This is a genomic window from Sphaerochaeta sp. S2 (genome assembly GCF_016406725.1).
GTDB lineage: Bacteria > Spirochaetota > Spirochaetia > Sphaerochaetales > Sphaerochaetaceae > Sphaerochaeta.
The window spans coordinates 1-26,941 of record NZ_JAEKNT010000091.1; the positions used below are offsets into that span (position 1 = coordinate 1).

Annotated in this window: 24 protein-coding genes; 16 read left to right on the top strand and 8 right to left on the bottom strand. The window is 46.3% G+C overall.

The window, feature by feature from the left end:
* Positions 1-130: 130 nt before the first annotated feature.
* The 3 genes from JF818_RS16305 to JF818_RS02535 all read left to right on the top strand — a co-directional run bounded on the left by JF818_RS16305 (position 131) and on the right by JF818_RS02535 (position 2,572).
* On the top strand, positions 131-727 hold the full coding sequence (locus JF818_RS16305) for a hypothetical protein (protein WP_233065730.1): 597 nt from the start codon (positions 131-133) through the stop codon (positions 725-727).
* Positions 728-939: 212 nt separating this feature from the next.
* The gene (gene asd / locus JF818_RS02530; RefSeq protein WP_198890416.1) at positions 940-1,959 is read left to right on the top strand and encodes an aspartate-semialdehyde dehydrogenase; all 1,020 of its coding nucleotides are present in this window, start codon (positions 940-942) and stop codon (positions 1,957-1,959) included.
* Between the two features lie 115 nt (positions 1,960-2,074).
* Positions 2,075-2,572 (top strand): NUDIX domain-containing protein, encoded by a 498-nt coding sequence (locus JF818_RS02535; RefSeq protein ID WP_198890417.1) that lies wholly within the window; start codon positions 2,075-2,077, stop codon positions 2,570-2,572.
* On the opposite strand, the gene JF818_RS02540 is transcribed toward JF818_RS02535, so the two are convergent.
* Positions 2,569-4,788, bottom strand: a complete 2,220-nt coding sequence (locus JF818_RS02540; RefSeq protein ID WP_198890418.1) for a U32 family peptidase — start codon at positions 4,786-4,788, stop codon at positions 2,569-2,571. The genes JF818_RS02535 and JF818_RS02540 overlap by 4 nt on opposite strands.
* 32 nt (positions 4,789-4,820) lie before the next feature.
* Positions 4,821-6,173 (bottom strand): MFS transporter, encoded by a 1,353-nt coding sequence (locus tag JF818_RS02545; RefSeq protein WP_198890419.1) that lies wholly within the window; start codon positions 6,171-6,173, stop codon positions 4,821-4,823.
* A gap of 96 nt (positions 6,174-6,269) precedes the next feature.
* Between JF818_RS02545 and JF818_RS02550 the strand changes: the two genes are divergently transcribed.
* The 5 genes from JF818_RS02550 to JF818_RS02570 all read left to right on the top strand — a co-directional run bounded on the left by JF818_RS02550 (position 6,270) and on the right by JF818_RS02570 (position 11,479).
* Complete coding sequence (locus JF818_RS02550) at positions 6,270-6,818, top strand: Crp/Fnr family transcriptional regulator (protein WP_198890420.1); 549 nt, start codon at positions 6,270-6,272, stop codon at positions 6,816-6,818.
* 128 nt (positions 6,819-6,946) lie between these two features.
* On the top strand, positions 6,947-8,776 hold the full coding sequence (locus tag JF818_RS02555) for a phosphoenolpyruvate carboxykinase (GTP) (protein WP_198890421.1): 1,830 nt from the start codon (positions 6,947-6,949) through the stop codon (positions 8,774-8,776).
* A 69-nt stretch (positions 8,777-8,845) separates the two neighbouring features.
* Positions 8,846-9,799: a YafY family protein gene (locus JF818_RS02560; RefSeq protein ID WP_233065760.1), complete on the top strand. Its 954-nt coding sequence runs from the start codon at positions 8,846-8,848 to the stop codon at positions 9,797-9,799.
* Positions 9,800-9,858: 59 nt separating this feature from the next.
* Positions 9,859-10,014 (top strand): hypothetical protein, encoded by a 156-nt coding sequence (locus JF818_RS02565; protein WP_198890423.1) that lies wholly within the window; start codon positions 9,859-9,861, stop codon positions 10,012-10,014.
* 181 nt (positions 10,015-10,195) lie between these two features.
* Complete coding sequence (locus tag JF818_RS02570; protein WP_198890424.1) at positions 10,196-11,479, top strand: uracil-xanthine permease family protein; 1,284 nt, start codon at positions 10,196-10,198, stop codon at positions 11,477-11,479.
* Between the two features lie 77 nt (positions 11,480-11,556).
* Here the strand turns inward: JF818_RS02570 and JF818_RS02575 are convergent, their stop codons facing one another.
* Entirely contained in the window at positions 11,557-12,711 is a 1,155-nt protein-coding gene (locus JF818_RS02575; protein ID WP_198890425.1) for an iron-containing alcohol dehydrogenase, read from the bottom strand.
* Positions 12,712-13,026: 315 nt separating this feature from the next.
* On the opposite strand from JF818_RS02575, the gene JF818_RS02580 reads away from it, so the two are divergent.
* Positions 13,027-13,914: a 3'-5' exonuclease gene (locus JF818_RS02580; RefSeq protein WP_198890426.1), complete on the top strand. Its 888-nt coding sequence runs from the start codon at positions 13,027-13,029 to the stop codon at positions 13,912-13,914.
* Here the strand turns inward: JF818_RS02580 and JF818_RS02585 are convergent.
* Complete coding sequence (locus tag JF818_RS02585) at positions 13,892-14,815, bottom strand: ketopantoate reductase family protein (protein ID WP_198890427.1); 924 nt, start codon at positions 14,813-14,815, stop codon at positions 13,892-13,894. The two genes, JF818_RS02580 and JF818_RS02585, sit on opposite strands and share 23 nt — an antisense overlap.
* Entirely contained in the window at positions 14,812-15,882 is a 1,071-nt protein-coding gene (locus JF818_RS02590; RefSeq protein ID WP_198890428.1) for a M20/M25/M40 family metallo-hydrolase, read from the bottom strand. Before JF818_RS02590 ends, JF818_RS02585 begins: the two co-directional genes overlap by 4 nt.
* A gap of 63 nt (positions 15,883-15,945) precedes the next feature.
* Here JF818_RS02590 and JF818_RS02595 point away from each other — a divergent pair, with 63 nt between their 5' ends.
* Both JF818_RS02595 and JF818_RS02600 read left to right on the top strand, forming a co-directional pair.
* Positions 15,946-16,947, top strand: a complete 1,002-nt coding sequence (locus tag JF818_RS02595; protein ID WP_198890429.1) for an aldo/keto reductase — start codon at positions 15,946-15,948, stop codon at positions 16,945-16,947.
* Between the two features lie 10 nt (positions 16,948-16,957).
* A complete protein-coding gene (locus JF818_RS02600) occupies positions 16,958-17,317 on the top strand; it encodes an iron chaperone (RefSeq protein WP_198890430.1) in 360 nt (119 codons plus the stop codon).
* Positions 17,318-17,319: 2 nt separating this feature from the next.
* Here JF818_RS02600 and JF818_RS02605 read toward each other — a convergent pair whose 3' ends face one another.
* From JF818_RS02605 to JF818_RS02615, 3 genes are read right to left on the bottom strand one after another with little or no spacing between them, the layout of a single operon-like run.
* Complete coding sequence (locus JF818_RS02605) at positions 17,320-18,081, bottom strand: MerR family transcriptional regulator (protein ID WP_370570295.1); 762 nt, start codon at positions 18,079-18,081, stop codon at positions 17,320-17,322.
* Positions 18,082-18,110: 29 nt separating this feature from the next.
* Positions 18,111-19,145 carry a GGDEF domain-containing protein gene (locus JF818_RS02610; RefSeq protein ID WP_198890432.1) on the bottom strand — a complete coding sequence of 345 codons (1,035 nt, stop codon included), beginning with the start codon at positions 19,143-19,145 and terminating at the stop codon, positions 18,111-18,113.
* Complete coding sequence (locus JF818_RS02615; protein WP_198890433.1) at positions 19,142-20,212, bottom strand: B12-binding domain-containing protein; 1,071 nt, start codon at positions 20,210-20,212, stop codon at positions 19,142-19,144. Before JF818_RS02615 ends, JF818_RS02610 begins: the two co-directional genes overlap by 4 nt.
* 211 nt (positions 20,213-20,423) lie before the next feature.
* Between JF818_RS02615 and JF818_RS02620 the strand changes: the two genes are divergently transcribed.
* The 5 genes from JF818_RS02620 (at position 20,424) to JF818_RS02640 (ending at position 26,868) form a co-directional block, all read left to right on the top strand.
* Positions 20,424-22,298 (top strand): sigma 54-interacting transcriptional regulator, encoded by a 1,875-nt coding sequence (locus JF818_RS02620; RefSeq protein ID WP_198890434.1) that lies wholly within the window; start codon positions 20,424-20,426, stop codon positions 22,296-22,298.
* 208 nt (positions 22,299-22,506) lie between these two features.
* Positions 22,507-23,481 carry a tripartite tricarboxylate transporter substrate binding protein gene (locus JF818_RS02625; protein ID WP_198890435.1) on the top strand — a complete coding sequence of 325 codons (975 nt, stop codon included), beginning with the start codon at positions 22,507-22,509 and terminating at the stop codon, positions 23,479-23,481.
* Between the two features lie 61 nt (positions 23,482-23,542).
* Positions 23,543-24,016, top strand: a complete 474-nt coding sequence (locus JF818_RS02630; protein ID WP_198890436.1) for a tripartite tricarboxylate transporter TctB family protein — start codon at positions 23,543-23,545, stop codon at positions 24,014-24,016.
* A 15-nt stretch (positions 24,017-24,031) separates the two neighbouring features.
* A complete protein-coding gene (locus JF818_RS02635) occupies positions 24,032-25,537 on the top strand; it encodes a tripartite tricarboxylate transporter permease (protein ID WP_198890437.1) in 1,506 nt (501 codons plus the stop codon).
* A gap of 113 nt (positions 25,538-25,650) precedes the next feature.
* Complete coding sequence (locus JF818_RS02640) at positions 25,651-26,868, top strand: homoserine dehydrogenase (RefSeq protein ID WP_198890438.1); 1,218 nt, start codon at positions 25,651-25,653, stop codon at positions 26,866-26,868.
* Positions 26,869-26,941: the final 73 nt, after the last annotated feature.

Below are 26,941 nucleotides of genomic sequence, written 5' to 3' on the forward strand. Positions count from 1 at the left end.
GGGGCGACCCTGTCAGTGATGCATTCGGGGTTATCATTTTTGTCTCCATGTCACCGGTGGTGATAGTCCAACTCTTAGGCTTGCTCTACAAACGAAAACAAGCCAAGCAAAAAAAAGGAGGAAAAGGACAATGAGTAGCTTGTTGTTGGCTATTGTAGGAGCAGGAAAAGCAGATTCACTCATGCAACTTGCAAAAGAGTCAGGGAGCAGTGGGGGTACCATTCTCAGGGGACGCGGCACTGCTTCAAGTTCATTGCTCTGTCTTTTGGGCCTAGGTGATGCAGACAAGGAAGTGTTGCTTACCTTGGTTGATGATGGGGTTGAACAAACGGTGTGGGATGCGCTTTCAAGATTTCCCCATACCAGAGGACTGCTTGCATCTGTTCCTGCAAGCAGGAATGAAGATCATCCAGTTGTGAAAGAGCATGCATTTGACTTGGTATACATGATCTGTGCTAGCGGATTTGCTGATGATATCATGGCCGTAGCCCGTAAGGCAGGGGCCGGAGGTGGGACGATTATGGAAGGAAGGGGAACGGCAACCTCGGAGGATATCGACTTTTTCTCCGCATCCTTGGTTCCCGAGAAAGAAATGCTCATAATCCTTCTTCCCCACACAGAACGTGATGCGGTAATGGAGGCTGTATCCAAGCTTCCTTTCTTGCAGGAAGAGGGAAGCGGTATAGCCTTTAGTGTTCCAGTACAAAAGGTTGCTACACTCAGATAGTGTTGGTCTGAGGCTATACATAGCTAGGTTGTATCAGTACTATGCAAACACGAAAAAGGGTTCACTATCTTGAACTTTGTGTTAATATAATAACATTTTGTTAAAAATTTCAATTATTTGTTACTTAACTATTGCGCAAACTCTGAAAAATCAGTACCGTACTGATACATTAGTGAAGAAAACGGATACCAATCCGGTTAGGAGACCCCTCGATGGAGAAGAAAATTAAAGTTGCCGTAATGGGTGCCACAGGTGCAGTTGGACAGGTTTTTATGTGGATGCTTGCAGATCATCCTTGGTTTGAGCTCACGTATGCAACAGCATCAGCTTCTCGTGTCGGCTTGAAATATGCTTCCACAGTGCACTGGGTCATGCCATTTGAAATGCCCAAGAAAATCAGGGACGTGGAAGTAAAGGAATTTAATATTGAAGCAATGCAGGAAGAAGGGGTACAGATTGTGTTCTCCGCCCTTCCCGCTGAGGTTGCCAGTGAAGCTGAACCACAGCTTCGAGATAATGGATTCTTTGTGTTCTCGAACGCGGCTTCCATGCGTTATGATCCCAATGTTCCCATTCTTATCCCGGAAACCAATATTGAACAGCTTGATCTTGTACAGGCACAAGGATATCCCGAAAAGGGTTTTGTGGTAACCAATGCCAACTGCGTCACCACTGGGTTGGCAATGGCTCTGGCCCCACTACGGAAATATGGTATCAAGAATATCATGTTGCACAGCTACCAGAGCGTCAGTGGAGCAGGCTATCCAGGTCTCTCTTCCTTCGATATCACCGATAACTGTATTCCCTTCATCAGGGGAGAGGAAGAGAAGATCGAGAAAGAGATCAAGAAGATCCTTACCATTGATCCAGAGGTATACTGTTTCACCGTTCGTGTGCCGGTCATGTTTGGACACCTTGAAGCTGTCTGGTTGGATCTGGAGCAGGATGTTGAGGTTGAGGACATTGTCAAGGATTGGGCAGATTTCAAGAATGTACCAGACCTTCCTTCCACCGCAGCGAAGCCTGTTGAATATGGTGCAGATCCCACCTTCCCACAGCCCAAGTATGCCTTCTGGGGGAATCCCAGTGGAATGGTGGTGTACACCGGCCGCTTGAAGAAGAAGAATGGAAAGATCGGATTCCTCTTGATGGTCAACAACATCGTAAAGGGCGCAGCTGGTGGTTCAATCCAGAATGCTGAAGCCTTTGTGAAGAAGTTCGGCCTTATTTAAACAGCCCATCATGCACTCCAAGGGCTCCCGTTCTCAGTTGAGAATAGGGAGCCCTGTTTTTTCTTTACTTGCGGAAGCCATGAAGAATTTCTATTATGCAGAGTAAGGAGCCATCATGAGGGAATATTGGGATCTCTATGACCATGCAAGAAAGCCTCTGGGAAGAATTCACCAGCGTGGCCTCCCCCTAGGTGAGGGTGAGTATCATGTTGTGGTTTCAGTGTGGACCGTGAATCAGGACGGGAAAATACTCATCACCCTCCGTTCTGAAGAGAAGGAACTGTTTCCCGGGCATTGGGAGAATACCGCAGGATCGGTAATGAGAGGGGAGACCAGTTTGGATGCTGCGCTGCGGGAGCTGAGGGAAGAGACCGGCATTGAAGCTTCCCCTGAAGAAATCACCTGCTTGGGGACCGTGCTCAAAGTAGCTTCATTTGTCGATATCTTTCTGGTGAGAAAAATGCTTGATCCCGATTCCATTCACCTGCAGAAAGGAGAGACTACTGCCTACCGTTGGGTTTCCTACGATGAGCTGAAAGAGATGGACAGACAAGGCAAGCTTGCCTTTCCTCTTTTCTCCCCTTTCCAGGAGGCAATGGAAAACGAATGCTAAGCATTCACAACGGTAGTGATGCAATCCTCTACGATAACCCGGTACCGTTGGTTGTCACCCTTCACATACCATGATCCCCTATGAGGACATCCCTCACAGCTTAACCGAAGTGAGTCATGACGGAAACATGATCGACTGATGAACAGCGGCGGACTGAATGCATCATCCACTACAGTGGGAATGAATGGCCAGTACTCTGGATCTGTCTCTGTTCTTTCCATCCAAAGATAGCCACCCTCCATTTTCAATCCAAACGTGAGGGCTAGGTTTGCCGCCTCGCTGTTTGCCAGGTATAGGTAGATATCAAAGAAACAAGGCAATTGATGATCCCTGAAATATGCAATCTGACCCAAGTTGTTCAATCCAAAGGAGACTGAATCCAAAAGATTCTCTTCCTTCATTCTGGCAACAACCTTGTCCAAATCAGCGAAGAATGCATCCTCATCGAACATAACCGGACTTAAGGGTAGGTAATAGTGATCCTCATGGTTGAAGAGCAAGGAAGCAAGTGGCTGCTGTGCATGTGCGAGCGTCTTCAATTCGAGGTAAGGGATTTTCTGTTCAGTGAGCAGCAGGGAACGAGGAGGAAGTGTGCTCATTTCCAGTTTCTCGGCAATGGGCTCACGAATTAGACTCTTGGTAAGCTCCTGGGCCAGCGTCCGGTCAAGAAGATCATACCAGTCACGCCTGATCGTCTTCAGAACTGAGAGCGGTAGGAATATCTGCTCAAGAGGGAGCTGTGTTTTATTCACAAGGTTGATGGAACCAAGGGTGAGGAAAGAGGTATCACTTTGGCTGAAAATGGAGACAATATTGGCCTCAGTCTCTTGGGGTTTACGAGCCTCGCTCGTGGGAATCTCGTATGTTGCTTCCCCATAGGGACATTGGATCGACAATGATCCATCCTCCAGGGTGAATGTCATGGCTAGTGGATGCTTGCTGAGAGGAAGTGCCTCACTGATCAGGGCAGGATTCTGGTCATGTCTGCTGATCAGGTAGAAGAATTCACCGGTGTGTGGACGGGGAGCATTGGCTGGCAGTGGTATTGCCACAGACTCTCCTTCATAGGCTTCGGTTATGCTTCTGCCCCATTGGTCTATCAGGGAGTTGATACCAAATTTGATGGTATCGATTGGTTGCCTCTGGCTTCTGATGAAGTACATCAAACCATCCCGGAGTGCTACATCGGTGAGCAGGGTAACCATGACTGAATCACTCTTAACCAGTGTGATCCTTGCAGCCTTGATACCACGATGACCTGGGTAGCTTGTACTCCCAAGGGTAGGGGCTCTCCTGATGGTGAAGTCTTGTTTCTCTCGTCCATAGGAGGCCAACCAACCAGAGGTTTGTCGACGGGAGAAGACCACTGAGAGAGCCTCTTCCAGCTCTTCTGCGCTATCATCCCCATCAAGAACCGCCCGGTAGTAGCGTGCTGCCAAACCAGTATAGGCAGGGCTTTTCATCCTCCCTTCCACCTTCAGGCTTTCAATGCCCAGCTCTTCCAGTTCTTTTGCAACAGGGCCCGCTTTCATGTCACTCATGGAGAAGAACCAACCATCCTTGACTCCCTGTGGGATGGGGGAAAGCGTACTTGGCACAGCACTGTCATGTTCAACAGTGAAGTAGTTTCTGCATATCTGGGCACAACTGCCCCTGTTTGCACTTCTGCCACATAGTTGTTCGCTGGCGGTGCAGAGCCCTGAGAAGCTATAGCAGAGGGCGCCATGGATGAACACCTTCAGTTCCACATCCTTACACGCTTCACGAATTCGCTTGACCTCCTGGAACGTCAGTTCCCTGGCAAGCACCACTCGTTCGAATCCAAGTCGAACCAGTTCTTGTACCCCGGCGATGGTATGTACAGCCAGCTGGGTACTTGCATGGAGAGAGAGGTTAGGGGCATAGGTTTTCACAAGGTTGATCAAGCCCAGGTCCTGGACGATGATTCCGTCACAGCCGATGAAGTCAATATGCTTGAGTGTCTTGTATGCCTCATCCAACTCTGATTCTTCGATGAGGGTATTTACGGTCACATAGATTTTTTTCCCTTCAGTAAGCGCAACTTGGCGAAGCTTTGCCAAGTCCTCGAAGGTAAAATTGGTGGCGTTTGCACGAGCGGAAAAACTTTTCAGCCCGAGATATACAGCATCTGCCCCTTCTTTGAAGGCAGTTAGTGCTGATTGCAGGGATCCTGCGGGAAGTGCGAGTTCTGTCATGTTTCTAAGGGTAGTGGTGTGCCCCTTCTCTGTCAATCTGAAGCCATTCGACGCCGGTGGAGCTCTTCGACAATCTGGTGATGCTTCTCCTCACTCAGCGGGTAGAAGAGGATTGGGATAATACCGAATATGCTGGCAAGAAATGGGAGTAGGGTGGTAAGGCTATGGATTCCCCAAAGGGTTGAACTGCTCTGCGCCATATTGGGAATATATCCAACCAAGGAGAGGGTGGAGGCAATGATGATCGAAGTGACAGCTGCGGTAAGCTTTGCAAGGAATGTCTGACTACTGAAAATGGTTCCTTCATTGCGTTTCCCGCTTTTCAGCTCACCATATTCGATGGTGTCAGCGATCATGGCAGTCTGGATTACCTGTGGGCTTGCCATCCCGATCGAACTGATACAGTTGAAGAACAACAGTACAAAGAAGTTGTTCCAGCCGGTAAGGAAGAATCCCAGGCTGCCTGCAGCAAAGATTGCATAGTAGATGATACATGCACGCTTTTTGCCTACTTTATTGGTCAGGTAGGGGACGGTTGCAATCCCGATCAGGATGAAAGGGATGTTGATCCCTGCAAGCAGGGTATAGAGCAATTCATTCTGGAGGTTGTATTTTGCATAGTAGATCAGCATGGAGAGTTTCCCTGTCTGCGCGATACCGGTGAATAGTCCACTCAGAATAACAAGCAACAGTGGCTTGTTGTCCAGAAAAACCTTGGGGATTTCGGAAAATCTGGGTTTTTCCTGCCCATCGGCATAGACGCGCTCCTTCACAAACAGGAAGGCGATGAGAAAGCATATGACGGTCAGCAGCGCATATGTCAGGCTTGTCATCTGGTAGCCCCGCTCCGGTTTCCCTTCCACTGAGAAGAGAAGGATCAATGGCTGTGTTGCCAAGGTTGCCAAGGCAATTGCAACAGTCGCCATGAAACGCGGGTAGGCAACTATGCTGCTTCTTTCCTTGGTGTCCTCGCTTATGGTACTGCTCATTGCCCAAAAGGGAACATCACTGGCCGTGTAAATCATGCCGAAGCTGATATATGTGAACGCTGCCCATGCGATTTTCCCTCCTGGGGAGAAGTCAGGGGTACTGAAGGCAGCCACTGCAAAAGGTACGAAGAGAATCGGGGTGAACAAGAGATAGGGGCGGAACTTTCCCCAACGAGAGCGTGTACGGTCGGCAATCATTCCCATCAGTGGATCGTTGATTGCGTCCCACATCCTGGCAAGCAGAAGAATCATCCCAGCGGCTGCGGGCAGGAGACCAAAGATGTCTGTATAGAAGAACAGCAGAAAGTTTGCCATAAGATTGTACAGCATGTTCTGCCCAAAGCAGCCGAACCCATAGGCAAACTTTTCCTTCTTGGGCACCCATTTTGTTTCCATAGCAGAAAGTCTATCACAGAAATTGCAGGTTGCAAGCTTCCCTTGTACTGTTGTCACAGGTAATAGTATACTTGTTGTTAGGAGAGGAGGTCGCCCATGAGTGATACATACGATGACAAACACCCGGTATTCGAAGTTCAGAAGGGAACCATCATCTATGAACAGGGTTCGTCCTGTTCCACCATGTTTCTTCTGAAAAGTGGTACTGTCGGGTTGTACCTGAACTACCATACACCCCAGCAATTCCAGCTCTTCGAGATATCCAAGCCCAATTCCAGCTTGGGAGAGATGGGACTGTTTGAGCAGGAGCCACGCAATGCCACAGCTGTAGCCCTCAGTGACTGCCAGCTGGTCGAGATTTCCCAAGAGAGTTTCCCTGCTTTTATTGCATCACATCCAGAGGCCACAAAGCAGATCATTCTTGATCTGAGCCAGCGGTTCAAGATGGCAATCCAGGAAGTGAGAAACAGCCAGCAGATCATTCTGGAAAGTCTGGAAGCATTGAAAGAAGCACAGGCGAACAAGAAGGATAGCTTGAAGGAACGGATCCGAAAAATCTCGGATTACCTACTCGATATTCCCGAGGATGTTCCTCCTGAACTCTATCTGAGCTTCAATTCGCGATTCCATGGGACTATGTTTTAAAAAAACAAGAAATATTACGAAAAGTATAGCCCATTATATTGCTAAAGATTGGAAAATCAGTAATATAGGAAAAACACATTTCCTCCGATTGTAGTGAATTGTGCATCCCTATTATGAAGGAGTAGTCCATGAACGTCGCAGATCTTACGCATTCTGGGCTCAAGCAGTGGATTCTGGATTTTGCAGAACTCACGACCCCTGAAGAAATCGTCATTGCCGATGGTAGTGCCGCCCAGTACGACGAATTGGTCGCACAGCAGATTGCTGGTGGCTATTGCGTACCCCTGAATCCTGAGAAGAAGCCTGGTAGTATTGCTTACAACTCAGACCCTTCTGATGTTGCTCGCGTTGAGAACAGAACTTACATCGCAGCACAGAGCAAGGAAGCAGCAGGGCCGACCAACAACTGGATTGACCCAGTTGCCTTGAAAGAGACCATGACCGGTCTTTACCGCGGTTGCATGAAGGGACGCACCCTCTATGTTATTCCTTTCTCAATGGGTCCTGTTGGCTCCCCGATTGCTAAGATTGGTGTTGAGCTTACTGACAGTGCCTATGTTGTCATCAATATGATGATCATGACCCGTGTTGGTGAAAAGGTCCTTGAGGTGCTCGGAACCGATGGTGAGTATGTACCTTGCTACCACTCTGTAGGCAAGCCGCTTGCTGATGGTGAGAGTGACAATGGCCAGTGGCCTTGCGCTCCCATTGAGCAGAAGTACATCTCCCATTTCCCAGAAACCCGTGAGATCTGGTCCTATGGCTCAGGTTACGGCGGGAACGCACTGCTTGGAAAGAAGTGTCTTGCACTACGCATTGCATCAGTCTTGGCTCATGACGAAGGTTGGCTTGCAGAGCACATGCTCATTCTCAAGATAACCAGTCCTGAAGGCAAGAGCAAGTTTGTCGCAGGTGCATTCCCCTCCGCATGTGGAAAGACCAACCTCGCAATGCTTGTTCCGACCATCCCAGGTTGGAAGGTCGAGACCGTTGGTGATGACATCGCTTGGATGAAGTATGGCTCCGATGGACAGCTGTATGCGATCAATCCAGAAGCTGGATTCTTCGGTGTTGCTCCAGGAACTTCCAATGATTCCAACTATAATGCAATGGTTAGTGCATCTAAGAACAGTATCTTCACCAACTGTGCCCTCACAGAGGACAATGATGTTTGGTGGGAAGGTATTGGCTACGATGCCCCAAGCAAGTTGATCGACTGGCATGGTAATGAGTGGATCCAGGACAAGGGAAACAAGGAGCAGAAGACTGCTGCACATCCCAATGCCCGCTTTACCGCTCCTGCAGCCCAGTGCCCCAGTATTGCAAGTGAATGGGAAGACCCGAAGGGTGTGCCCATCAGTGCAATCCTCTTTGGTGGAAGAAGAGCTCATACCGTTCCTCTTGTACACCAGAGCTACGACTGGAACCACGGTGTATTCCTCGGGTCCATCGTTGGGTCTGAGATCACCGCAGCAGCCCTCGACCTCAAGGTCGGTACCATCCGTCGTGATCCGTTTGCTATGCTTCCCTTCTGTGGATACAACATGGGAGATTACTTCCAGCACTGGATCAACGTTGGTAAGGCTGCAAAGGACGAGAGCAAGCTTCCCAAGATTTTCTACGTCAACTGGTTCAGAAAGACCGAAGACGGCAAGTGGCTCTGGCCTGGATTTGGTGAAAACAGCCGCGTCCTGAAGTGGGTCTTTGAGGCCTGTGATGGGACTGCAAAGTCTGTTGATACCCCGATCGGTACCATGCCTACACCTGATGCAATCGACCTTCCTGAAGGCGTAAGCGAAGAAGATATGAGAGAGCTTCTCTCTGTCGATATAGATGGTTGGCTCAAGGAAGTCGAAGACGTCCGTACCAATCACTACCCGAAGTTTGGTGATCATCTGCCAAAGGAACTTTCCTCTTTCCTCGACCAACTCGAGGCAAAATTGAAAGCTGCCAAGTAAGCAGAAGATATAGCATTGTTTCAAATTGGCTCTTCCCCCGGGAAGAGCCTTTTGATGTATACTGACCACATGAGCCAGCTCGAACGAATCGTATTCATCAACCGGAGTATTGAGGAGAATGGGGGAGTGAAGACCTCCCTCATTGAACAAGAGTTCTCCATCTCACGGAGGCAAGTACTGAGGGACATCACCTACTTGCGTGAGCATCTTGGAGCTCCCATTACCTATGACCGTTCCAGGAACTGGTACCATTACCAGACTCCATTTACCCTTTTCTCCAACTCGAATGAGCGAATGTTGGTGCTCAATGCAATCGTGAAGAGTCTGGCCCAATCCCAGGGAATCATGTCTGACCTGACAGAGATGATCAGCGAGGGCATTGATAGCGGAGTCGAGAAGCACTATCGCTCCCTCAGCGATAAGATTATCTTCATTACTCCAGTTCAGGACTGGCCTGACTATGAGATATTCAACAAGATCTGTTCAGCAATGAAGAGTGAGGAGCGAATGAGTATGCACTACAGGAATGCCTTGGGTGTGCATTCTCATAGGCATATCGAGCCCCTCAGGTTGGTGAACTATACTGGGAGATGGTACTTGCTTGCTTTTGATATGCAGCACAGACAACTCAGGACTTTCCATCTTTCCAGGGTCGAACAGCTTGCCCAGATCGAAGGGGATCGGATGAAGAGTCGGTTCTCTGATGTAGAGATAGACTCCTTCATCAACTCGGGATATGGGATATTTATGGGCAACGAGGTTACCTATGTGACTTTCCGCGTATATGGATGGGCCATTCATACACTGAGCACCCAGAATTGGCACCCAGAACAGAAGCAACGACTGGTAAAAGAGGAGGGTAGAGAAGCATTAGAGGTCATCCTTCCTGTATCCAACCTTCAGGAGATCCTCTCGACACTCCTCTCGTATGGACCCGATGCACGTCCTATAGCGCCCGAGGAGTTTGTTCTTCGCTACAAGCAGTCTGTTGCACAGATGTGGGAAACTGCAGAAAAATTGTAGTGTGACAACAGATGTCACATAGTGTAGGGTATCCTGTTCCCAGAAAGAGAGGATGACCTATGAAACGAGAAAGAAATACACGTGCTGAATTGCCTGTTTGGTATGACCGTATGCTCTCCAACCCCTTGCTCTTGGTGGTAGGGATATTTGCTGTATTGCTTGCATCCCCACTGCTGTTCATATACGGTGCATTGCTTCCCTTGTTCAGGAGATAAGGCATAATGTTGCACTTCGGTGCTGATTTCCAAGATATTTTGCATATTCATACAGATTTATACTTCCCAAACCTTCCGTTTTCTCGATAGGATGGAGAGACTTCCTGCAAGTCATCATCCCCTCTGTCTGTAAACAACACCCATAGTGTGTTTTTTGTGTGCAGACTCAAGGAGCTTTCTGATGGCAAATCAACCATCCAACGCCATGAAGTATGGTCCGGCCGACAAGCCACCGATGGGACAATGGATTCCCCTGAGTGTCCAGCATGTCTTCGCAATGTTCGGTGCGACCATTCTCGTCCCGATCCTTACCGGTCTCAGTCCGAGTACTGCCCTCTTTACCGCAGGTACCGGTACGCTTATCTACATCCTGATCACCGGAGCAAAGGTCCCAGCGTTCCTTGGTTCCTCGTTTGCATTCATTCCGGCCCTGGTTGCGATCAGCAGTGCCTATGGGGTCCCGTATGCAATGGGTGGTGCCGTGGTCTCCGGCCTTTTTTATATGTTGGTGGCATACATCATCAAGAGAAGTGGACACAACTGGCTGAACAAGGCCCTCCCTCCAGTAGTCATCGGATCAGTCATCGTGGTCATTGGTTTGAACTTGGCACCTACTGCCATGGGTATGGCAATGTATGATGGAAGTGGTGAATACAGTCTCTATTTCTTGTTGATCGCGACCGTTACCCTCTCCTTGACCATTATTGCAAATATATTTGGTAAGGGGTTCTTCAGCATCATTCCTATTCTGATCGGGTTGTTTGGTGGTTACTTCTTTGCCCTGGCCATCGGCCTTATTTTCCCCCAGTATGCCCTGATCGATTTTGCAGCAGTCAAGGAAGCTGCTTGGTTCGGTCTTCCCACCTTCACCTTGCCAAAGTTCAATATTGTTGCAGCCATCACCTTTATCATGGTCTCCCTTGCAACCATCTGTGAGCACCTTGGCGATACACTTACGATCAGCAAGGTGGTAGGAAAGGATTTCTACAAGGATCCAGGTTTGCACAGGACCATTGCCGGTGATGGTATAGCAACGCTATGGGCATCCTTGTGGGGTGGTCCACCCAACACAACCTATGGTGAGAATATCGGGGTACTCGCACTCACTCGTGTGTACAGTGTGTATGTAACCGGTGGTGCAGCTGTCGTGGCAATTTTCCTATCGTTCTTCCCGAAGTTTGGCGCCTTGATCCAGACGATCCCCAACCCAGTACTTGGTGGTATCTCCATGTTACTCTTCGGTACCATTGCTTCCAGCGGTCTTCGTACCTTGGTTGATGCCGGGGTAAACTATGAAGACAAGCGCAATCTTACGATCAGCAGTGTGATACTGGTAATCGGAATCGGTGGCGGCATGCTTTCTTTTGCCATGGGAGAGAACCTGGAGTTCACTCTGGCTGGAGTTGCACTGGCTACCCTGATCGGTATCCTGCTCAACATCTTCCTTCCAAAGGAAATTACATAAGCAAGTACATCATGTACGTGAAAAAGGAGAGAGCCACCCCTAAGGTGGCTCTCAGTGTATGTACTACAAAGAACGTCTTATTTCACTTCTGTTCCATAGTAGGCAGCTTCATACAGCATCTGTACATCTGCGGCAGTAGGAGTACCTGGATTGGTCAAGGTGCAGGGATCTTCAAAAGCATTTTGGCTCATTCTCTGCAAGACTTCCTTGAACTTCTCCTCGTTGAAATCGACCTCACTGCAATCCTTGAAGCTGGAAGGGATATCCATCTTCTGGTTCATCTCCTTGATGGCCTGTGCAAGGTCGGCAACACCGAGAATCTTCTCTGCATATGCGTACTTGTCAGTGAACTTCTTGTTGTAGGCGATTACGTAGGGGAGAAGAATGGCGTTTGCCAATCCATGGGTTACCCCAAATTCCCCACCAATCTTGTGAGCCATGGAGTGAACCAAGCCAAGGGATGCATTGGTGAAAGCCATTCCTGCCAAGGCTGATGCCTCGTGCATTGCTTCTCTGGCTTCCAGGTTCTTTGGCTCGTGGTAAGCAACAGGAAGATGTTCAAGGACCATCTTGATAGCCTGGATGGCATAGGGATCGGTAAATGCAGTCGCTGCGGTAGAGACTACAGCCTCTGCTGCATGGCACATGACATCCATACCGGTATTGGCTGTGATGTGCTTCGGCATTGTCATGGGCAATGATGGGTCGAGAATGGCAATATCTGGGACCATGTCGGCAGCAACGATGGGATACTTGATGTGCTTCTTTGTGTCTGTGATAACCGAGAATGCGGTGATTTCACTTGCTGTCCCACTGGTTGAGGGAATTGCAATGAATTTTGCCTTGTTGCGGAGGGAGGGCATGCTTCCCGGCTGGATGATATCTTCGAAGGCAAGCTCAGGGTGTTCATAGAAGCACCACATGACCTTTGCTGCATCAAGCGCTGATCCACCTCCGATTGCGACGATCCAATCAGGGGAGAATTCAAGCATTGCCTTGGCGCCTCTTTGAACTGTTTCCACGGATGGGTTGGGTTCAACACCGTCGATCAGGATGGAATCGATACCTGCTTTTTTCAGGAGGGATTCAGCCTGGTCCAAGAAGCCGAAACGCTTCATGGAACTGCCGCCTGTCACGATTGCTGCTTTCTTGCCCTGAAGCTGGGCAAGTTTATCAAGGGAACCTTCTCCATAGTAGATGGTTCTGGGAATGGAAAAACTCATAACGCTCATAATTGATGACTCCTTAGGTGAATCTGTTTGTCCATAAGGTATCGATATTATTTTATCGTGTTAAGGGGTTTTTCAAAAATAGCGAAAGAATTTCAAAAAAATCAATTTTATAACGTTATTAATACAAAATAAAATCACAAAAAGGAAATTAAATTGCATGAACATGAGAAATATATGCAATTAATATTACATATTAGAATATAAATATACTTTTACGAGTAACAAGTAAAGTAATTATACATCTGTCAAACATTTTCGCTACGAGTGGTATGAATAGGTTCTCTATTCTCTCAGTATTTGGTATGCTTTCACCCTATGCTTAATTATACCATCGTTGATTCTGATTCTGCCTTAGCGGAGCTACGTGCCTCTTGGAGAGAACGTGGCATTGTATCGGTTGCCATGGATTTTGAAGGGGAGTTCAATCTCCATATCTATGGGGAGCATCTCTGTCTCATCCAACTCTTTGATGGAAAATCGTATTATTTGGTTGATCCTTTCACTCTCTCCAAGGAATCCTTGCAGGAGTTTTTGGAAGATACCTCACTTGAGAAAGTGATGTTCGACTGTGCCAGTGATTCCGCTCTGGTAAGGAAGCAGTATGGAATTATCATGGAAGGTGTGTATGACATCAGGGTTCCTGCCATGGCCCTGGGATATATGGGAAATCTCAGTGGATTGGTAGAACGGTATCTTCCAGAAATCCCCAAACAGCCGATGTCAAACAAGAAAAAGAATCAGATGACCAATTGGCTTAAGCGACCCCTGAGACCTGAACAGATCCAATATGCATTGAGTGATGTAGAACATTTGTTTGCTTTAAAAGATCTTTTGATTGCAGCAGTAGCCGAGAAGGGGCTGCAGACAAAGGTGATTGAACAAATGCAGGTGGTGGGTAAGAGCAAAGGGCCTGACAAACCAGGCTGGACCAAATTCTCTTCCTGGAAGTACCTGTCAAAAGATGAGAAGGTTTTTCTTAAGCACTTCTTCCTTGCTCGCGATGGTCTTGCAAGAAAGTATAATGTCCCTGCAGTAAGAATCCTGGAAAAACCTCTCTTGCTCCAGATGGCAAAGAACGTACCAGCCTCTGACATCGACTTTCATATCTACTGTGGAAAGTGCGCACCCAGGAAGCTCAATGAGTTGGTAGAGACACTGAAGAAAGCTAAACAGGAAGCGCTTATCGAGCTTGGCCGAGCCTAAGGCTTATATTCTCTCTTGCTTCAACCAAGGCTGAGAGAACCTCACAGGTGGGGGTAGGGATCCCATGGGCCTTTCCCAGCTTGATCACTGTCCCACTGAACCACTTGTTTTCTGTTTTTCTTCCAGCCTCCATGTCTTGGCACATGGAGGTTTTACCTGTAAAACCAAGTGAGGTCACGATACGATGGTTCTCCTCAATGAGGGAATCTGGGAGGAGGACCCCCTCAGCCTTTGCAACGTTCTGTACTTCCTTGCATACTTTCTGCGCAAGATCCCATACCGGCTCTTGATCCAGATCTCCATAGGTTGCAGAGAGTAATCCGCTTATTGTGTTGTACGCAGTGTTGAGCATGAACTTGTTCCAGAGCTCACGCTCAATGTTCTCTGGAACTACATAGGAAACACCTGCACTGTCAAACAGGGCGGAGATCTCCTTGATTCGTTCTGTTTTTTCATTGCTCTTTTCGCCGAAGACAATCCTGCCTTCCTTGGTATAGGTGATATGATTACCAACATGTGTGGAATTCAGCCCTACTGCAAAACCATAGAGTACTTTCTCTTTTCCAAAAGCCTTTGAGAGTTCCCGTTCGCTTTCAATTCCATTGAGCAAGGAAAGAATGGCAGTATCTGGGCCAACAACAGGTTTCAGCATGGAAATAGCTTCCTCCAGGTGATGGTTCTTGGTGGCAATGATGATAAGATCGACCACTGGAGCCTCTTCTGGGGTACAGTATCGAAAGGGAGCTCTCTGTTCATTGAGATATATACCTTCCTGTGTGTATCTATTCTTTCTGTTCTCATCAACGATGAAGCAGAGGTGCTCATCACCCAGCAGGTTATGTAATCGTAGGCCATAGAGGGCTCCAACTGCCCCACAACCAAGCATTGCAATGTGTTTCATAATGTAATTAACTCCAATACCAAGGAGAACAGATTTTCCAGTTCCTTCTTGGGGATGTATTCGCTCTTTGTATGAGGTTCTTCATAACCAGAGGTACAGACAAGGGTCTCTATACCTAGTTTGTTCAAGACATTTGCATCACTTCCCCCGAGTGTCGGGGCAAGCCTTACAGGCAAGCCCAAGCTCCCACACGCCTCCTTGAAGTGCTTCAGTACTGTTGCATCTTCCCTATGGTGGTATGCCTCATACTGATGTTCATGGGTAATATCGACGCTTCCGCCATGATCCTTGGCCGCACTTCTCATTGCATCGATCATGCTTGTCGATTGTACTGCCAGTTTGTTTGGATTAAGGCTTCTTGCCTCAAAGACCAGGGTTGCCTTGTCACATACAATGTTCTTGGCTCCCGGAGCAATGAATGACCCCACATTTGCGGTGGTCTCTTCGTCGATGCGAAGCAAGTTCATTGAGCTGACAGCTTGGCTTGCCATCTGGATGGCACTGATACCCGTCTCTGGTTTGAATCCGGCATGAGCTCCCTTACCATGGAATACCGCTTCTATCTTGTCCTGTGAGGGAGCAGCGCTGATCGCTCCTCCCACGGGGCCTGAGGCATCGAACGTGAATCCATGGGATACGGCAGAGAGCTTACTTATATCAATACTCTGTGCTCCTACCAATCCTTGTTCTTCACTTCTGGTGAAGAGTACCACGATATTTGGATGCGCAATCTTTTGCTGTTTTATGGTATCGAGAGCAACCAGGATGGCCGCGATAGCTGCCTTGTCATCAGCGCCAAGAGCGGTGGTTCCGTCACTCCTTAAAAGATCACCATCTTCGACAACCTTTGCTCCACGGGCTAAATCGACAGTATCCATATGGGCATTGAGCAGAATGGTTTTACCTTTTCCGGGAAGGAATCCATACAAATTCTCCCCCTCATCGTATTCTGTATAGAGTCCGGCATGAAGCAGTGCTGTTTCCAAGAAGAGTGCGATCTGGTCTTCCTCATAGGAGACCGAGTCGAAAGAGACCAGTTTTGTAAAGGTGTCAATAAGGATTTGCATGTGCTGACTATACCACAGGCAAAAAGGCTTTGACCACACCAACTTGTGCGCTATAGTAGATTCATGATGTATACAGCTAATGAAACTAGATATGATTCCATGAAGTATCGGTATGCAGGTAAGAGCGGACTCCGCCTTCCTGAGCTCTCCTTGGGACTCTGGCACAATTTTGGCGTAGAGGCTGATGGAGGAGTCTGTAGGAGTATTCTTACTGCCGCATTTGACAATGGTATTACCCATTTTGATTTGGCGAACAACTACGGCCCTCCGGCTGGCAGCGCAGAAGAGCGGTTTGGCTCCATTCTAAAACACGACCTCGCTCCTTACCGGGATGAGCTGATCATTTCCAGCAAAGCTGGCTACTATATGTGGCCAGGGCCATATGGTGAGTGGGGTAGCCGCAAGTACCTGATCAGTAGCTGTGACCAGTCCCTGAAGCGAATGGGTCTTGAGTACGTGGATATTTTCTACCACCACCGCCCTGACCCCAACACCCCTCTTGAGGAGACCATGGGGGCGCTTGCCCATCTGGTCCATCAGGGAAAAGCCTTGTATGTGGGAATCAGCAATTATCGTGCAGAAGAAGCAGTGAAGGCTATCAAGCTGTTGAAAGAGATGGGTACTCCCTGTGTATTGAACCAGGTGCGGTACTCGATGCTGGACCGCTGGGTGGAAAAGAATGATTTGCTGGATGCCATGGGTAACCAGGCAGGAACCATCTGTTTCTCTCCCCTTGCCCAAGGGTTGTTGACTTCACGCTATCTTGATGGAAACGTTCCAGAAGGTTCACGTGCAAGTGAAAATCGATTCCTGAAGGCTGATTCCATTACCAAGGAGCGTGTAACGTTGCTTGGTGAACTCAATGAGGTAGCCAAGCGCCGTGGGCAGAGCCTCTCTGAGCTGGCTATCAGTTGGTTGCTCAAGGATGATCGCATCACCAGTGTACTCATTGGTGCCAGCAGCAAGGCACAGTTGCTCCAGAACTTAAAGGCATTGGACAAGCCGTCTACATTCTCCTCAGAAGAGCTCTCTGAGCTGGATGCTATTTTGCAACGGTGGGAGTAGAGGAAAAGTCATGTATGCACAGGAAGTAGATACCTATATTGCAGAGCTTGAGAAAGAGAAGAGAATACCCTTGGACCAGATACGTACTCTGGTCCATGAGGTGGTTCCTGAGGTCGTGGAGTCCATCAAGTGGAGGATGCCTACCTTCAGCTTGCCTGGTGGTGGGGATATCATCCATATGGCAGCTTTCAAGAAACATATTGGCCTTTATCCGCTTCCTAAAGCGATTGAAGAGTTCCAGGAAGCATTGGCTCCCTATCATACAAGTAAAGGGGCAATCCAGTTCCCTTTAGGTTCTGCATTGCCCCTTGATGTGATCGAGAGGATCATCCAGTTTAGGCTTAACGTCTTATTAGAAAAAAAGCACTAGTCTTATTCCTCGTCAAGAAAATGATTCACGGCATCCTTGAGAAATTGGGCGTTACCCTGGTAATAAGCCCCAAACCGCTCATCGTCGATGTACATCTGCACTATGCCCCGATGAGCTTCCGCTGAGTAGTGGGGCCACGTGAATCGGAGCCATTCGGCATGGAGTGATGCCACTTCCCTTGCGAGAGGGCTGGTAGGGTCTCCTTCCTTGGACGCTGTCTGGAGTTTTTCTAACACCTCATTCCCCAATGCTGTAAACTTTTTATAGGTTTCCTCGTTCATTCCCATCATCTGTGCATTTGCCTTCTCTATGGTTTCCTCTCCGTACTTTTGGCGAATTTCTTCACCAAATTGTGATTCATTCTCAGCAATCATCTGCTTCTTGAAACCTTCAAAGTGCTCTTTGTCGCTCATGGTAATCTCTCCTTTGCTTTCTTTGATGGTATACGTAATGGTCGTGATGAGCTGGTCGAGCTTGTTACGTTTTTCCAGGAGTAGTTCTCTCTGTTTTTCCAAGGCGCTCTCGGCTTCAAAATTTGGGTCATCGAGTAAGGATTTGATGGTTTTTAAGGAGAATTCCAGCTCACGATAAAATAGAATCTGCTGTATCACCAGCAATTCCTTTTTACCATAGAGTCGGTATCCATTCTGAGGGTGCCTAACAGGGGTGAGGAGACCATACTCCTCCCAGTAACGGAGGGTACGTTCGCTTACTCCACTTAGCTCAACCATTTCTTTGATCGTATACTTCATAGATAGATACATACACCCTGACGTTGCGTGAAGGTCAAGCGTCAATCTTCGTTTTTTTCTGCTTCATAGGTTTTTTTGTCAAACACGCAATAGGAATTCTTCCCTGAGCGTTTTGCCTGGTACATTGCAAAGTCAGCAAACTCGATGAGCTCAAACAAGTTGGTAGTGTCTTTGTTATAGACAGCCATACCAAGGCTGCAGCAGATAGGAAGGTCCCCTGCATCGGTATGGATAGGATCTTCTGTCACGTGGGATGTAAAGGTTTGATAAAAATGCTGTACGACTGCTTCATCAGCTGCTTCCATCCCATGGAGGTAGAGACCGAACTCATCTCCTGCAATGCGCATGGCGATGGAGACTCCTGTACAGGAGAGGCTGGCAAGGCGAGCTGAGAATCCAACCAGGTACTGGTCTCCTATGGCATGTCCATAATTATCATTGACTTGTTTGAAGTTGTCGATGTCGATGAAGACAAAGAGCCCTTGAGCCTGGGGATTCTCTTGGATGACCGTTTGCATCTCGGAGTGGTACTGATAGCGGCTTACCAAGCCGGTCAATACATCCTTTACAAGACGATTATTCAGCTCCAGGTTCAGCTGTTCCAGTTTTCGGTTTGCCCGTTGCAGCTGGCGTTGCGTGTTGACCAAATCATTGTTGAGTTTTTGGATCTCCTCAAAGTGGTTGTACACCTCTTCCGAGGCGTGCATCAGTTGTTCCCCGCGCAACACAGCAAATTGCTTGATCATGGCAAAGATGACCTGGTTATGTGATTCCTGGATAGAGGAAGGAAGATCAGCAAGATAATCCAATGCCAATACATACACGAATTTCTTTGCACTGACAATAAAGAAACAGAGTTGTTCCTGTTCCTCGATAATAGGTATATGGGCACAAAAGACTTCAGTCTCATGGTCTAATGCGTTGGAGAAGATCGTGTTGAAACGATCTTTATCATCTTGTTTGAACAGGGACTCCAAGGTGGTCTTGAAGGGCATGCCCAATGATATGGGTTTCGACCAGTATGTTTCTTGCACTACTTTCTTTGTGTCAGTGCGGACGAAGAATGAGTGGTTCATGTTTTTGCAACAACCTTATCAGCCCAAATAACCAACTCTGTTGCAAGGTCTGTATACACATCAATGGGCCATGTCTTATAGATGCCTCCACTGGTCTTGAATGCTCTCCCTCCAACTGCCACGAGCAGGGAAGGGTATTTCTCTTTCAATGTCTTTACCGCTAGATAACAGGTCTGAAGGTGTTGGGGCATGGTGACCGAGAGTGCGACCAGATCGGGTTGATGCTCTGCCACTGCGCTTACTAACGAAGGAATAGGGACTGCTGCCCCAAGGTAGACGCTTTCCCACCCTCGATACTCAAAGAGGTCGGCTACCATTCTTCCTCCCATCTCATGAAGCTCGCTGCCAATACAGCAGGTAAGGATTTTCTTGTCTACTGGCTTCTGGTTGAAAATATATGGATAGAAGCGAGCAAGGATCATCTGGGTGGTGGAGGTGGCGTAGTGTTCCTTGTCCACGGTTATCTTGTTCTGGTACCAGAGTTCCCCGACTTCCTGCATGCTGAGACGTATAACATCCTCATAGAGCTCTTCAAGACTTAACCCGTCCTTTCGTGCATCTTCAATTATTTGGATTGCCTTCTGGGTTTCACTCCTGAGAAGTGCGTTAAGATATGCTCGTCGAATGGGAAGATGGGGACCTTCGAGAAAGGCTTCAGATACCTGGTAGTTGTCCATTGCATCTTCAGTTGCATCAATAGCTACATCGAGGATAGTTTTTGCTGAAGCAACCATTGTCTCTTCTTCAAAGAGCTTGTCACTGAAGGTTTTCAGTATTTCGTAGTGATGGACCATCTGGTCCTTGATGCGATCACGGTCAATATCTTTCATCAGGTTGCAGAGCAACTCATAGAGCCAGACTGCATAGTTCGTGAAGAGCTTCTCATCTTCGATTTGTACAGCAGTTGAAAGGAAGTCAAAGTTGTAGAGTATGTCTTGGAACATGAGACGTTTCCGTCGATCATCCATCTCCTGCTCAAGTCTGGGGTCCTGCTCGAACTGTTGGTCAAAGATCTTTTGCGCGAGACTGATACGTCTCGGATCTATGTCCGGTAGTAATAAACTCATGCAAGACCTCCATGCCAAAAGTGCGTGATATACCAATAACATAACAGGGTATGGGAGGTTTGTCATATAAACATGAATACTTTTGTATTGAGGTAAGAACAATACAATGGTGTTTCAATCGTAAGTAGGGTATTGTATAATGTATACAATTAGCACAATACCAGAATTCTCCCTACTGCTAGGGAAAATACATCATTGAATGGAGTAAATCATGTTTACAATAGAATTTATTGCCCCATACAAACATCTAGTTTCGGCTGTCGAGGAGGCCTTTAGTGAGCATCCAAAAAGAAATGAAATCAAACATGTCGTTAACTTCAAAGGTGTTCCTGAAATACGTCGTAGTAGACTGGTAGGGGATATTTTTATTGCAAGAGGCTTAACAGCTTCCTACTTACATCAGTTGTGGAAAGATGCCACAGTCATCGAAGTCCCGATGAGTGGGTACGATATTCTTCGGGCAATGAATGAAGGGGTTAAGAAATTTGATTCAAAACGGATAGCCCTGATAGCGACCACTAATGCGGTATATGGAGTTGCCAATTTTTCCACTTCCTTTCTTCCCCCTGTAATGACCTACGAAATAGGGCCCCTAGATGATGTGAAACCACAAATTGAACAAGCTATTGCTGATGGTGCTGATTTGATTATTGGGGGAAATTCAGTCTATCTTACGGCAAAATCTATGGGGATGCCTGCTCAACGGATCGAAGTCGGTAAGGAAAGCGTACGTCAAGCAATTGATGAAGCATGGCGTATCTGGCACTCAAATATTGAGGAACGAGTTCGTGTTCAGCGATTGAATGCATTAGTTGCAAATGTGCATGAAGGAATCATTACTGTTGATCAAAATAAGCGAATTACTGTCTGTAATCAATTCGCTGAACAAATGCTACACTGTAGCGATGATGTGATCAATCGAAAACTTTCAGAGGTTGTGCCCCAACTAGAAGACCCAGACATTATTGATCTTAAGCAACCTGGTATAGGAGAATTTGTTGAAATTAATGGAACTCAAATTGTTGTCAATAAGATTCCAGTGTTAGTAGAAGGGAAATTCCAAGCGGGAATCATTACATTGCAAGAAGTTTCACAGATACAGAAGATTGAAACACGAATTCGTCGTGAAGCCCATAGGAAAGGGTTGGTAGCTACGTATGATTTTTCCCAGATGATTGGCGAAAGTCGGATTCTACTAGCCACAAAAAAATTGGCATTAGGCTATGCGAAAGTACAATCGAACGTATTACTTGTAGGAGAAACTGGCACTGGTAAAGAACTTTTCGCTCAAAGTATTCATCGAGCAAGTGAGCGTTGTAATGGACCTTTTGTTGCCGTCAATTGTGCCGCATTACCGGAGTCTTTATTAGAAAGCGAATTATTTGGCTATGTTGGTGGGTCTTTTACTGGAGCTTCAAAGACAGGAAAAATGGGGTTGTTTGAATTGGCACACACAGGAACCATATTTTTGGATGAGATATCAGAGATGAGTCTTCATCTGCAAGGTCGATTGCTCAGGGTCATAGAAGAACGGGAAATTATGCGTATAGGGCATGATACAGTCATTCCTGTTGATATTAGGATTATTGCTGCAACTAATAGGTTGTTAGAGGAATTGGTAGAAAAAAATCTATTTCGCAAAGATCTATTCTACCGATTGGATGTATTGAGGCTAAATATTCCCCCACTACGAAAGCGCAAAGACGATATTTTGTTGTTAACAAAGCATTTCCTTATCCAGTATGATGAACTGAATGGGCGTTCACATCATATGCTGGACCCTGAAGTAATCCCTATTCTAAAGCATCTTACATGGGATGGTAATATCCGACAGCTTCGGAATGTCTGTGAACGATTGTCGGTAGTGGTCTCCGGTACCGTTATTAAATCCAAAGATCTCCTCACCTGTCTTGGAAGAGTTGATGATTTGAAGAATTCTGGTGCGGAGTATAGGGAAGATGAAGAAAAACAGAAGATACTCGAAGTTTTGTCTGAATTGAAACAAAACAAAGCAGAAGCTGCACGTCACTTGGGAATTGATCGCTCCACATTGTATAGGAAACTAAAAAAATATGGACTCGCCTAAGTGTAGTGTGGTGTTGCATGTGTGTTGCAATGCAACACATTACAGATTCGCAAAGGCATCAATAAGACAAAAATAGTAAATAATAACCCTCTATCAGCCAATTTTGTGACAAATTTGCTGAATATTGGTTGGTCTTGGCATGGTTACTGCAATACATGGTCAGTGGATGGTCAGAATATTACAGATCAATAAAAAAAAGGAGTACGTTATGAAGAAAATTTCTGTACTGTTGGTTTGTGTTCTTGCAATTGCAGGATCACTTTGGGCAAATGGCGCTGCTGAGGCGGCTGTGTATCCTGATAGACCCATCGAATTTGTTATTCCAGGAAGTGCTGGTGGTGGTAGTGATATCTTGGGCAGGACTATTACTGATATTATTCAGAAATATGACCTTGTCGATCAGACCATTACAGTTGTAAACAAGGGGGGCGGGGCAAGTGCTGTATCTCACGGGTATGTGAATGCAAAGTCTGATGTAAATTACTATTTGCTTACTTGTAACTCTGCGAACATGCTTTCGATGCATGTGAACCAGAGCATGTCTCCTAAGGGACCTTTTACCCCAATCGCCAATATGGCTCTGGACGATATTCTGTTGGTAGCACGTGCTGATGGAGAATTCCCTGATTGGAAGAGTGTTGAAGAGGTAATTAAAGGTAATCCTGGTTCATTAACTGTAGGTCTCGCAGATGACCTGGATGCAATGGCACTTGCTCTTCTTGAGGAAAATGCTAATGTAGATTTTAATACCACGGCTTACTTTTCTTCCAGTGGTGAAGTAGCAACTGCCCTGCTGGGTGGTCACCTCGACTTGGCAATCCTTAACCCTGTTGAGTGTATTGGTTTGGTTGAGGGAGGTCGTCTAATCGGGATTGGTTCGTTTGCACCAAACGATATGGAACCACCTTTTGAGGCCACTCCTACCTTCAAAGCTTTAGGATATCCCAAAGTTATCATGCAGATGTCCCGTTCAGTTATTGGTCCAGCTGGCATGAGCGAGGAAGCTCAACAGTATTGGAGTGATGTAATGGGAAAGGTAGCTGCAACTGATGAGTGGAAAACTGGGTACATCGATAGAAATGTTTTGCGGAATCAATATATGAATGCTGAAGACTTTGCTCAGTTCTATTCAGAAACAGAAAAAATGCTTCTTGATTTTGCCAAGAAACTGGAAATTCTCTAAGAACCCAGATATTACAATGGGGGAGTCTAGCTCCCCCATTGATTAAATAAGGAGCAAATATATGGAGATCGCAATCAATCTCTTGATTTTCTTACTTGCTGGTTATTGGTTCCAACAAGGGATTGCAGTGTATAAGTTTTGGGGAAATAACCAGCCAGGTAGTGGTTTTATACCAGTACTATTTGCTCTGGTGCTCATGGTGATGTCTCTATTACTCCTTGTTCGAGCAATTTTGCACAGGAAGAAGGATGATACGAAAGAGCCCCAAGCAGTGAGTGACCAAGATTCTGCAAAAATACCTCTTTGGATACGTCCATTGATTCCTGCAGGATATGCAGTGGTATCGATTGGTGCTCTGGTTTTATTGGGGGTTATCCCGGCGATGTTCCTTACTTCATTCGTCTGGATGAAATGGGTCAGTAAAGTACCATTAGTAAAATCATTGACTATTTCAACAATAGTAACAGTATTTGTGTATCTGATATTCGTTTTTTGGCTGAGAATCCCTTTCCCTCGCGGAATTTTTGGAATCTAATAAAAGGAGAAAGAAATGAGTAATTGGGAGTTATTACTGCAAGGTTTTACTGTAGCTTTTTCCTTTTCAAATGCTACTGCGGCGTTTGTGGGGGCTTTGCTTGGCATCTTGGTGGGAGCCATGCCTGGTATTGGTGCTGCTGCAGGTATTTCATTGCTTCTACCGATGACATTTAAGATGGACCCGACAGCAGGAATTATTATGTTAGCCGGAATTTATTACGGCAATATGTATGGTGGAGCATATAGTGCAACTCTGCTCAATATTCCTGGTGATACACCTGCAGTAGTGACTGCAATGGACGGATATCCTCTTACCTTAAAAGGTCAAGCAGGAAAGTCGCTTTCCACTGGAAATATTGCCTCCTTTATTGGTGGTACGATTGGGATTTTCTTTTTGACTATTTTTGGTCCTCTCTTAGCCGAAATTGGATTGAAATTCGGACCAGCTGAAGTTGCTGCTCTGATTTTCTTAGCTTTGACCTCAATTGGGTGGTTGTTGGGTGATGACCCTATAAAAGGGTTGGTAGCAGCGTGTATTGGAGTTCTCCTCTCAACAATCGGGATTGATGGTGCCTCAGGTATTGCCCGTTATAGTTTTGGAAATCTGAATTTGATTGGTGGAATTGCTTTTGTACCACTCGTGATTGGAATGTTTGGATTCAGTCAAGTGCTGGATATGATGGCTGATAGTAAGGATTTTTCGATTGGTGGAATGAAAAAACTATCAATTAGAGAGAGCATGATCACTTGGGCTGAATTCAAACAAATATTCTGGCCATCAGTTCGAAGTGCTGTTTTAGGCAATTTCGTTGGGTTCTTGCCTGGCGCTGGATCAACAACGGGCTCTTTCCTTGCATATATTCTAGAAAAGAAAATAGGTAAACATCGACATGAAATGGGTTCTGGATCAATTAATGGCGTAGCAGTCTCTGAAGCAGCAAACAATGCTGGTGCAGTAGGATCTTTTGCACCTTTATTATCTTTAGGTATCCCCGGTTCGGCATCGAGTGCTGTATTACTTGGTGGTCTGATGATGTGGGGGCTCAGGCCAGGGCCTCTCTTGTTCGAATCAAATCCCGATTTTGTTTGGGGACTCATCAGTTCGATGTATTTCGGTAACCTGCTTTGTTTGGTTGCAGGTATGGCGATTCTCCCTTTCTTGGTTTCATTTCTCAAAATATCAAAACGTGTGATGATCCCAATTATCATGGTCATATGCCTCGTAGGTTCATATTCAGTAGGCAATAGTGTGTTTGATATGGGCGTAATGATTGTGGCAGGAATAATTGCCTTCTATCTGAAACAGCATGCATTCCCAACATCTCCAATACTCTTGGCTTTTGTGTTAGCACCTCGATTGGAAATTTCAATGCGTCAAGCGTTAGGAATATCTCAAGGGAGCGTATGGGTTTTCTTTGAAAAACCAATTTCTGCTGGAATCTTGATCTGTACCTTTGTGCTTTTATTGTTTCCTGTAATTCAGAAAGTAATACAAGCCATTAGAAGTAGATCAAAGTAATTTTAACTCGATACAACAAAGTCTAGCGTTACCCCTTTTTTAAAGGGGTCCGGTAGATATACCCTTCGACCCGGTTTATGACGGCTAATCATAAAGGATAAGGATCTGAACATATGAACTATACTACCTTGTTTCACGATATGCATTCGGTTGCGAAAGTTGGGATAATTGGATCAAACGGAGGCTTCGGATATTCCTTTCTTGCCCAAGTCCCTCTTATGAAAGACTCTCTAGAACTTCAGGTGATTTGTGATCTGAATATTCAGGAATCAATTGAACTATTAAAAAAACTACAGTATGACGAGACGCGATTTCGATCTTGCAATTCCAAGGACGAAATCGAACAGGCCCTGCAGATACCTGGAAGCATAATCATTCTAGAAGATGGGGAGTTACTGCCTTTCTGTAATATTGATGTACTTGTGGAAGCAACAGGAAATCCTGAAATCAGTTCGTGCATGGCGGAAAAATGCTTACAGTATGGAATTCATGTTTGCATGGTATCCAAAGAAGCAGATTGTGTTTCGGGACCTTATCTTTACCGACTTGCAAAGCAAAAGAATGTTGTATATGCAATAGCCGCCGGAGATCAACCTGCGAATCTTATTGAATTTCTGAGCTGGGTTAAGAGCTTGGGACTGGAAGTAATCGCTGCAGGCAAATCGAGTGAGTACGATTACATTTATAATCTTGATACTGGGCTGTTTAGTTATCAAGGTGAAGAAGTTGTTTTACCAGAACTCAAAGACCATTGGTCGCTGAATGGGGTTAAAACATTGGAAGATCGGAGCAGAATCCTAAAGGATTTTCCTCAATTTGCTGTACCTGATTACTGTGAAATGAATGTAGTCTCGAATGCGACAGGTTTAGAACCTTCATGTAATAGGTTTCATTATCCCATCTGTAGAGTGGAAGAACTTGCTGATATTTACATACCTGTAGAAGATGGAGGGGTATTGACCAAGACAGGAGTGGTTGATGTCTTTAATAATCTTCGCCGCCCAGATGAAGCTAGCTTTGCTGGAGGTGTTTTTGTTATTGTTCGTTGCCATGATGAAAGAGTCTGGTCTCTACTCCGTGAAAAGGGGCATGTCGTAAGTCGAAATGGGAAATATGCTTGTATGTATCTCCCCTATCATTTCATGGGAGTAGAAGCCCCTATATCTGTAATAAATGCGTTTCGATTGGGTCTCTCGACCTACGATGCCTGTGATTGCCATGCAGTAATGACGGCAATCGCAGAACGAGATTTTGCTCGTGGGGAACAGATGGACCTCCGATGTCATCACCGGCTGATAGTTGATGTATCCGTGCAATTGGTGTCTAAATAAGATGTACAGGATATTGCAGCTCCGTACTACCTCATTGCAGGGTAACGTCTGAAGCAAGTTGTCCAGACAGTGG

Coding starts and splice junctions, on each gene's coding strand:
- JF818_RS02565 (WP_198890423.1), top strand. CDS start 9,859: ATGAAACGAGAAAGAAATACACGTGCTGAATTGCCTGTTTGGTATGAC.
- JF818_RS02540 (WP_198890418.1), bottom strand. CDS start 4,788: ATGACAGAACTCGCACTTCCCGCAGGATCCCTGCAATCAGCACTAACT.
- JF818_RS02555 (WP_198890421.1), top strand. CDS start 6,947: ATGAACGTCGCAGATCTTACGCATTCTGGGCTCAAGCAGTGGATTCTG.
- JF818_RS02620 (WP_198890434.1), top strand. CDS start 20,424: ATGTTTACAATAGAATTTATTGCCCCATACAAACATCTAGTTTCGGCT.
- JF818_RS02605 (WP_370570295.1), bottom strand. CDS start 18,081: ATGTATCTATCTATGAAGTATACGATCAAAGAAATGGTTGAGCTAAGT.
- JF818_RS02550 (WP_198890420.1), top strand. CDS start 6,270: ATGAGTGATACATACGATGACAAACACCCGGTATTCGAAGTTCAGAAG.
- JF818_RS02535 (WP_198890417.1), top strand. CDS start 2,075: ATGAGGGAATATTGGGATCTCTATGACCATGCAAGAAAGCCTCTGGGA.
- JF818_RS02585 (WP_198890427.1), bottom strand. CDS start 14,815: ATGAAACACATTGCAATGCTTGGTTGTGGGGCAGTTGGAGCCCTCTAT.
- JF818_RS02630 (WP_198890436.1), top strand. CDS start 23,543: ATGGAGATCGCAATCAATCTCTTGATTTTCTTACTTGCTGGTTATTGG.
- JF818_RS02610 (WP_198890432.1), bottom strand. CDS start 19,145: ATGAACCACTCATTCTTCGTCCGCACTGACACAAAGAAAGTAGTGCAA.
- JF818_RS02560 (WP_233065760.1), top strand. CDS start 8,846: ATGAGCCAGCTCGAACGAATCGTATTCATCAACCGGAGTATTGAGGAG.
- JF818_RS02635 (WP_198890437.1), top strand. CDS start 24,032: ATGAGTAATTGGGAGTTATTACTGCAAGGTTTTACTGTAGCTTTTTCC.
- JF818_RS16305 (WP_233065730.1), top strand. CDS start 131: ATGAGTAGCTTGTTGTTGGCTATTGTAGGAGCAGGAAAAGCAGATTCA.
- JF818_RS02570 (WP_198890424.1), top strand. CDS start 10,196: ATGGCAAATCAACCATCCAACGCCATGAAGTATGGTCCGGCCGACAAG.
- asd (WP_198890416.1), top strand. CDS start 940: ATGGAGAAGAAAATTAAAGTTGCCGTAATGGGTGCCACAGGTGCAGTT.
- JF818_RS02580 (WP_198890426.1), top strand. CDS start 13,027: ATGCTTAATTATACCATCGTTGATTCTGATTCTGCCTTAGCGGAGCTA.
- JF818_RS02640 (WP_198890438.1), top strand. CDS start 25,651: ATGAACTATACTACCTTGTTTCACGATATGCATTCGGTTGCGAAAGTT.
- JF818_RS02625 (WP_198890435.1), top strand. CDS start 22,507: ATGAAGAAAATTTCTGTACTGTTGGTTTGTGTTCTTGCAATTGCAGGA.
- JF818_RS02600 (WP_198890430.1), top strand. CDS start 16,958: ATGTATGCACAGGAAGTAGATACCTATATTGCAGAGCTTGAGAAAGAG.
- JF818_RS02545 (WP_198890419.1), bottom strand. CDS start 6,173: ATGGAAACAAAATGGGTGCCCAAGAAGGAAAAGTTTGCCTATGGGTTC.
- JF818_RS02595 (WP_198890429.1), top strand. CDS start 15,946: ATGATGTATACAGCTAATGAAACTAGATATGATTCCATGAAGTATCGG.
- JF818_RS02615 (WP_198890433.1), bottom strand. CDS start 20,212: ATGAGTTTATTACTACCGGACATAGATCCGAGACGTATCAGTCTCGCG.
- JF818_RS02575 (WP_198890425.1), bottom strand. CDS start 12,711: ATGAGCGTTATGAGTTTTTCCATTCCCAGAACCATCTACTATGGAGAA.
- JF818_RS02590 (WP_198890428.1), bottom strand. CDS start 15,882: ATGCAAATCCTTATTGACACCTTTACAAAACTGGTCTCTTTCGACTCG.